The sequence below is a fragment of the Leisingera sp. MMG026 genome (genome assembly GCF_021654205.1).
Taxonomy (GTDB): Bacteria; Pseudomonadota; Alphaproteobacteria; order Rhodobacterales; family Rhodobacteraceae; genus Leisingera.
This window is the reverse complement of the sequence record NZ_JAKFZM010000047.1, coordinates 22660-29435: the sequence shown is the minus strand read 5'-3', so window position 1 is coordinate 29435 and position 6776 is coordinate 22660. Positions and strand designations below refer to the sequence as shown.

The window sequence follows — 6776 nt, the reverse complement described above, 5'->3', positions numbered from 1 at the left end:
TATGCAATTCGATCCGCTGTTCGGAACACCACGCAGGATGGCGTTGGATGCCAGCTCCTCTCCATGGGACCATCCTGAGTTTTGTGCCCTGGCGTGATAGCTCAATTTTGAGGAGACCCACGGCTGCGCATAGACAAAGACCTGTTGGACCGGCTGATTGAAGGGCGTTCGCCCGGAGACCTTTTTCGGCAAGGAAGTTATTCTTTCCGAACGGACTAAGGCGATTGCGGAACGTTCGCTGAGCACCGAGTTGGACGAACATCTGAGCGAAGAGCGGGCGCAGGAGCCGACTGAAAGCCAGAACCAGCCCGCCAATCGCCGCAATCACTGCCCGGCAGTGCATGTTTACATGCACTAAAGGGGCAGCAGCCAGAAGACTGTGGCCACGGACGCCGGCAAGGTAGTTCTGGACTTTCCGCACGACCGGAACGGGACTTTTGACCCGGTTCTGGTCGCCAAGTATAAGTGCCGCTTTCCGGGGGGCGACACCAAGATCATCCACTGCCAGGCAGGGCACAGCGCAGCAATGTCCCGCGAGGGAGCGTGCCCGTCCGCGGCATGACGACCCGGGAGATCCAAGGCCACATCGAGGAGATCTACGGCTTTGAAGCGTCACCCAGCCTGATTTCGGCCATCACCGACACCGTGATGCAGGAGGTGACGGCCTGGCAGAACCGCCCGCTTGAGTCCTGCTATCCGGTGGTGTTCATGGATGCGATCCGGGTCAACATCCGCAGCGACGGCGCGGTCTCGAACAAGGCGGTCTTCGTGGCCCTGGCAATCTTGCCGGACGGCACGCAGGACGTTCTGGGCTTGTGGTTCCAGGCCAATGAGGGGACCAAATTCTGGGCCAAGGTGCTGAGCGGTCTGCGCAACCCAATCGTCAGGGAAACGATCCCTCAGATCGTTTCCTGACCCTCCTCATACGTTCAGGACATTCTGATCGCAATCATGCCCGCCCATGGTTTGCAGGCAATCCACTGGCGGGGAATAGACGGCCCCAAGGGCTCCCCCCAGACCATCCGCTGCCGAGAGGAGAGGCGGCCTTCCCCCGAACCCAGGTCCAGACCTGTATTGCCAATCTGCTGCGCCATTCCAAAAGCTTTGCCAGCTACAAAGACCGCAAGGCCGTCGCCGCGGCTTTGAAGGCGGTCTATACGGCCGTTGATGCCGCGGCGGCCGAAGCCGCGCTAACCGAATTTGAAGCGAGCGATTTGTCAAAGCGCTATCCGGCCATAGCGCCGAGCTGGCGGCGGGCCTGGAACGAAGTCATTCCATTCCTCGACTATCCGTCCGAGGTGCGCAGGCTGAGTTACACGACCAACGCCCCTCTCGGCAAATTTGCTTCGCAAACCGCTTGCCGGGCAATGATTGAAGCGCTGAACTCGAAATTCCGCCGTGCGGTCCGAACCTGCGGCCATTTCGCCAGCGATGAGGCGGCGGCCAAATTGATCTATCTGGTGCTGAATGCTGCCTCAGCGGAGTGGAAGCGCTCAGTGCGCAAATGGCATGCGGTGAAAAGCCAGCTCGCCATCATGTTCCAGGAACGTTTCCCTTTGGCGTAAGAAAAGGCGCCAGGGCACAAAATTCCGCACAGTCTCCGCTCAATTGTTGCTGACGTTCATACCGGACTTTCCGCAGCGCCTGATCAGGGCCGTCAGCTCACGCGCCGCACGGCGCCCCGTGATCGAAGTGTCCGGGATCGCCACGAGGCACTCCCGGGTGCCTTGCCTGTCAATGGCGACGTCAACATGGGGTGCTTTGTGAGTGTCAACGCCGATGATTACTGGATGAGTGGTCTTCATAGTGCCCTCGTTGCTCAGAATGGCCAGGCACCGATCCGAGGGGACAGGACTGTGATGGGGCGTCCCCGTCAAGCTCCTATAAGGGCACATCCCGCCAGTTACCGGGGCGACTTGACGGTCGACACGTCAACACAATGACACGCAGTCAATCGTAGTATGGGTCAGGCCATCAAACCGCAATACCATATTCACAGTCGCAGCAGTTTCCCTTACCGCTCATCCACTGCCCGGCGGTGCATGTTTACATGCATGAGAGAGGACACTTTGACGCCATGCCGGCGCAGCAGCATCTGGTAGTCGTGCGAACAGTACTGGGCGGATGTAAACGGTCGTTGCAACGGTTCCGAATTGGAGGTTGTGATGACAAACCGCAAACGCGCATCAGAGCGCAGCACACGAGGTGAACTGCATTCACCGGGACGGCCACGGGCGGCACTGCGTTCCCAGCAAGTCATGTTTTGGCAACTCGTCAAGCAAGGCGTTTCCAGCAAGGAATCTGGCGTGCAAGCTGGCGCGTCTGCCCCAGTTGGCAGTCGTTGGTTTCGGGAGGCCGGAGGCATGCCGCCATCCAAGTTTGCAAATGCATCTCAGCCGCTTTCCGGCCGGTATCTGTGTTTTGCTGAGCGCGAAGAGATCGCCTTGTACAGAGCGCAAGGCTTCGGTGTCTGTGCGATTGCAAGGAAGATTCGACGATCCGCCTCGACCGTTTCCCGGGAACTCCGGCGGAATGCAGCGACACGCTCAGGGGGCTTTGAATATCGCGCGGCAACAGCGCAATGGCATGCAGATCGCGCGGCACGCCGGCCAAAGCTAACAAAACTGGCGCAGAACGACGCCTTGCGGCAGTATGTTGAAGATCGGCTCTCAGGTCAGCTCTCTGGTCCAAACGGGAACATCGTGGCCGGTCCTGACGTGTCTTGGACGAAGAGACGGTCTGTGCGCCGGCAACATCGCAGATGGGCAACGGCCTGGAGCCCTGAGCAGATCGCCCGCCGTTTGCCTTTTGATTTTCCGGATGACCCGATGATGCGTATCAGCCATGAGGCCATCTATCATCCCTTGTTCATTCAAGGCCGTGGTGCGCTGCGGTGGGAGTTGGTTGCCTGCTTGCGTTCCGGACGGGCGCGACATGTCCCGCGCGCGCGGCGAAAGGGCAAAGGCAAACCGTTTGTGTCTGATCAGATCATGATCAGCGAACGCCCCGCCGAAGCAGAAGACCGCGCTGTGCCGGGTCACTGGGAAGGCGATCTGATCCTCGGCCTGAAGAACTCGGCGATCGGCACTCTGGTGGAACGCAAAACACGGTTCACGCTCCTGCTGCATCTGTCCCCGATGCCCGGCCATGGTGCAGCTCCGCGCAAAAAAGAACGGCCCCGCGCTTACAGGTCGCGGTGCTGAGGCTGTTCGAGGTGCCATTGCCAAATCAATTCAGAGCCTTCCAAGCCGCTTGTGCAAATCACTCACATGGGACCAGGGGGCTGAGACGGCACAACATGCGAAGCTGAAGACAGATACGGGCATCCAGGTGTTCTTCTGTGATCCTCAAAGCCCCTGGCAGCGCGGCAGCAACGAGAACACCAATGGCCTATTGCGTCTGTACTTTCCCAAGAGCACGGATCTCAGTGTACATGATGAGAACACCCTTGATGCCGTCGCATACGCCCTGAACAACCGGCCTCGAAAAACGCTCGGATGGAAAACGCCCGCAGAGGAGTTGGAAGAAGTCCTGTCATAAAATATCAATCAACCGTTGCGACGACCGTTTGCATCCGCCTCGCACGCCGCGATCCGAATGGTAGATGCAGCCTTTTGGTGGCGCACGAAAGGCAATGGCCATGTACAGGGTATGGATTGCCAGATCGCGCTTCATCCGATTGTTCACAGTCCAACCGACGAAACGGCGGAAATGCAAATCCAGGATCACATCCAGATACAGCCCCCCCGTCCAAACATAACTGATGTCACCAGCCCATTTCCGGATTGGCTGGTCTGCTATGAGAGGTTGCCCCTGTTTTTGGGCCAGTTTTCCGCCTGGCTAAGCCATATCATTGGTTTCATTCAGGCGGCGTCATTCAGGCGGCGTCATTCAGGTTCTGAGGCGGCGTATCTTAGGCCGCGCCCGGCGTCAGCAGCCCATATTGATGAGTGCGGGCGCTTTTCGGCGCAGTATCTGATCCAGGCGCCGATCCCGATGCGGGCCTCCGAGCCGGTCTCGAAGGCATTCAGGTAGGCGCATTTGTACTTCAGCGGGCGCCAGAGCCGCCCGATCAGGCGATTTTCGATCCAACGGCCGCGCCCATCCACCGGGATCTTTACCTTGGCAGCCCGCAGCACGCTGGTGAAATCTGAGCTGGGGAACCGGGAGCCCTGATCAGAGTTGAATTTCTCGGGCGGGCAGCGCCGGGCCAGTGCTTCCTTCAAGGCCTCGATGCAGAACCCGGCGTTCATCGTGCCGGATAACCGCCAGATCAGCACTTTGCGGCTGTGCCAACCCATTGCCGCGGCCTTACAAAGGCCCCGGCGCATGGGTATGCTGGTTGCATCAGTGCACCAGACCTGATTGGGGCGGTGATCGCCAAGCCTTTGGACGCCGTACTTTTTGGCCAGTTCAACCGTCGTCAATTCTTCACGGATAGCTTAAAGTGCAACTTTGGCTTCGAACTCTGCCGAAAAGCGTTTCCGCTTCGTCCACTGTGGTCGTTCCTTCGTCAGTCGCTACAGCTTGGCCACTGGTCCAAAATCCTGCGACCATCTCTTATAGCAAACCCCATGTGCTGCTTAAAAAAGCACCACATGGGGCTCCACTTCCGTCCCCCACTCCCACAGGGGCCGTCTTGTTCAGCTGAGCAGCACCACCACGATCATCAGCAGGTTCATCGAGGCGAACTGCATCAGCCGCGGCGCCTGATTTCCTTTGGCCGCAGCCATCAGGGCAGCCGTTACCGAAGCGACCAGACCAGCCAGCGCCAGGCTGCCGCCGAAAGCTCCGGCAAGGCCGGTTTCCGGACCCCATGGAGATCCGGCCAAAGACATTCCCTTGAGGCCGGTGCCGATCAAAATACCAACAATGGCGCCGGCCAGGCTCAGCACAGCACTGCGCGGCTGCCGGGGCAGACGGCTGGCCAGGACACTGTCGATCATCTGACGCGTCGGGACCGCGCTCGGCTGCCAGTCAATCCGGTTGATCCGCTCATCAAAGCTGTTGGTGTACAAGTCATTCCCTCCAGAACTTGAGGGAAGATTCACAAAAATTTAAGGCAAATGCGTGACACTAGCGCGGAGTTAACGGGGCATTAAGGGAACTTACCCACAGGTTAATGAAACGGCGCGTCAGCTGCCCCAGATCTTCTTTACATAGTTCTGGGTTTCCTTATAGGGCGGCACCCCTCCGTATTTCTTCACCGCGTCCGGACCCGCGTTATAGGCCGCCAATGCCAGCCGCCAGGACCCGAATTTGCGGAATTGCCGCGCCAGATACCGCGCGCCGCCCTCCAGGTTCTGCTGCGGAACCGCGGGGTTGACCCCCAGCGCCCGTGCGGTTGCAGGCATCAGCTGTGCCAGGCCCAACGCGCCTTTGTGCGATTTGGCGTTCGGGTTCCAATTGCTTTCCTGCTGCACCAGGCGCAGGAACAGATCTTCTGGCACACCGTGCTGACGCGCCGCGTCCCGCGCCAGCTGCAGATACTGGCCGCGGTACTTGCCGCTGTAGGGCAGCGTGCCCGCGGCTGAAGGGATCTGATATGTCTTGGGCTGCAGCCGGGATGAGTTCTTGTACTGGGTGGCAGCGCGGCCATCCAGCAACCTAGTGTGGGCGGAAAACAAATCCCGCCGGTTCTTGGTGCTCAATACATCGGCGGCGGCAGGCTGCCCTGCCCCGACCATGGCAATCACCAACCCCGCAACGGCTTTGCGCATTTCCGCTGTCCCAACACTGTCCCACTTTGCGCAAATATAACCAATACAGAAGAAATTTAAAGCAACACCGGCGCAATCCGTCATCATTGCAGCGCAAACTCCTGCAAAATCATCCCCAGAGAGCTGCTTTCCTCACCTTGCACAGGTCTGTACTGTGCCAATCAAGCAGCCCGGACGGATTCGCGCCGGACCGGTGCTGGACAGGACATTCAGGAATAAAAGGACGGAACCCTATGGCCGGCTCTCTTAACAAAGTCATGCTCATCGGCAATCTGGGCCGCGACCCGGAGGTGCGCAGCTTCCAGAACGGCGGTAAAGTTTGCAACCTGCGCATTGCTACCTCGGAAAACTGGAAAGACCGTAACACCGGTGAACGCCGCGAGCGGACTGAGTGGCACTCTGTGGCCATTTTCAGCGAAGGTCTTGTGCGCGTTGCCGAGCAGTATCTACGCAAAGGCTCCAAGGTCTATATCGAAGGCCAGCTGCAGACCCGCAAATGGCAGGACCAAAGCGGTCAGGACCGGTATTCGACCGAAATCGTCCTGCAAGGCTTCGGCTCCACCCTGACCATGCTTGACGGCCGCGGTGAAGGCGGCGGCGGCCAAGACGGTGGCGGCGGCGGCGGTTATGGCGGCGGCAGCCAGGGCGGCGGTTACGGCGGCGGTTATGACAGCGGCCAGCAAGGCGGCGGCAGCGGTGGTGGCGGCGGCGGCAATTTCGGCGGCGGCGCGTCCCATAACATCGACGACGACGAGATCCCGTTCTAACAGGCTAGGCTCTCGGAATGTGAAGTTCCTCCGCTTTAGAAACAAAAGCAAAGGGTTGGCATTTGCCAGCCCTTTCACGTTAGGACACCACTGTTTCGTATTTCCCTTTTCATGGAGATGTGAACAATCACCATGACGATCCGCAGTTTGCCCTGTGCACTGGATCAGCCACTTCCTTGCTTGTCGCACAAGATGGCAAGCCATTGATCGCACCAACAGTCTACATCGCTGCCTTTGTGGACCTGCCACGGTTTGATGCCGCTCCTTAGACAATATTTATTGCATCAAA

General features: G+C 59.0%; 3 protein-coding genes and 5 pseudogenes. 3 read left to right on the top strand and 5 right to left on the bottom strand.

The genetic code is table 11. From position 1 onward, the window contains the following. Positions 1–123 precede the first annotated feature (123 nt). Positions 124–1565 (top strand): annotated as a pseudogene (locus L1069_RS19785) (IS256 family transposase). 42 nt (positions 1566–1607) lie between these two features. Here the strand turns inward: L1069_RS19785 and L1069_RS19780 are convergent. Then, positions 1608–1724, bottom strand: a pseudogene (locus tag L1069_RS19780) (IS3 family transposase); the annotation flags it as partial. Between the two features lie 441 nt (positions 1725–2165). Between L1069_RS19780 and L1069_RS19775 the strand changes: the two are divergent. Continuing rightward, a pseudogene (locus L1069_RS19775) lies at positions 2166–3534 on the top strand (IS30 family transposase); the annotation flags it as partial. A 3-nt stretch (positions 3535–3537) separates the two neighbouring features. On the opposite strand, the pseudogene L1069_RS19770 reads toward L1069_RS19775, so the two are convergent. The 4 genes and pseudogenes from L1069_RS19770 to L1069_RS19755 all read right to left on the bottom strand — a co-directional run. Further along, positions 3538–3798, bottom strand: a pseudogene (locus tag L1069_RS19770) (DDE-type integrase/transposase/recombinase); the annotation flags it as partial. Positions 3799–3941: 143 nt separating this feature from the next. After that, positions 3942–4373, bottom strand: a pseudogene (locus L1069_RS19765) (DDE-type integrase/transposase/recombinase); the annotation flags it as partial. A 270-nt stretch (positions 4374–4643) separates the two neighbouring features. Continuing rightward, on the bottom strand, positions 4644–5018 hold the full coding sequence (locus tag L1069_RS19760) for a hypothetical protein (RefSeq protein WP_237456805.1): 375 nt from the start codon (positions 5016–5018) through the stop codon (positions 4644–4646). A gap of 117 nt (positions 5019–5135) precedes the next feature. Then, complete coding sequence (locus tag L1069_RS19755) at positions 5136–5720, bottom strand: lytic transglycosylase domain-containing protein (protein ID WP_129370683.1); 585 nt, start codon at positions 5718–5720, stop codon at positions 5136–5138. A 233-nt stretch (positions 5721–5953) separates the two neighbouring features. Between L1069_RS19755 and ssb the strand changes: the two genes are divergently transcribed. Further along, a complete protein-coding gene (gene ssb, locus L1069_RS19750) occupies positions 5954–6487 on the top strand; it encodes a single-stranded DNA-binding protein (RefSeq protein WP_129370682.1) in 534 nt (177 codons plus the stop codon). Positions 6488–6776: the final 289 nt, after the last annotated feature.

Coding starts and splice junctions, on each gene's coding strand:
- L1069_RS19755 (WP_129370683.1), bottom strand. CDS start 5,720: ATGCGCAAAGCCGTTGCGGGGTTGGTGATTGCCATGGTCGGGGCAGGG.
- ssb (WP_129370682.1), top strand. CDS start 5,954: ATGGCCGGCTCTCTTAACAAAGTCATGCTCATCGGCAATCTGGGCCGC.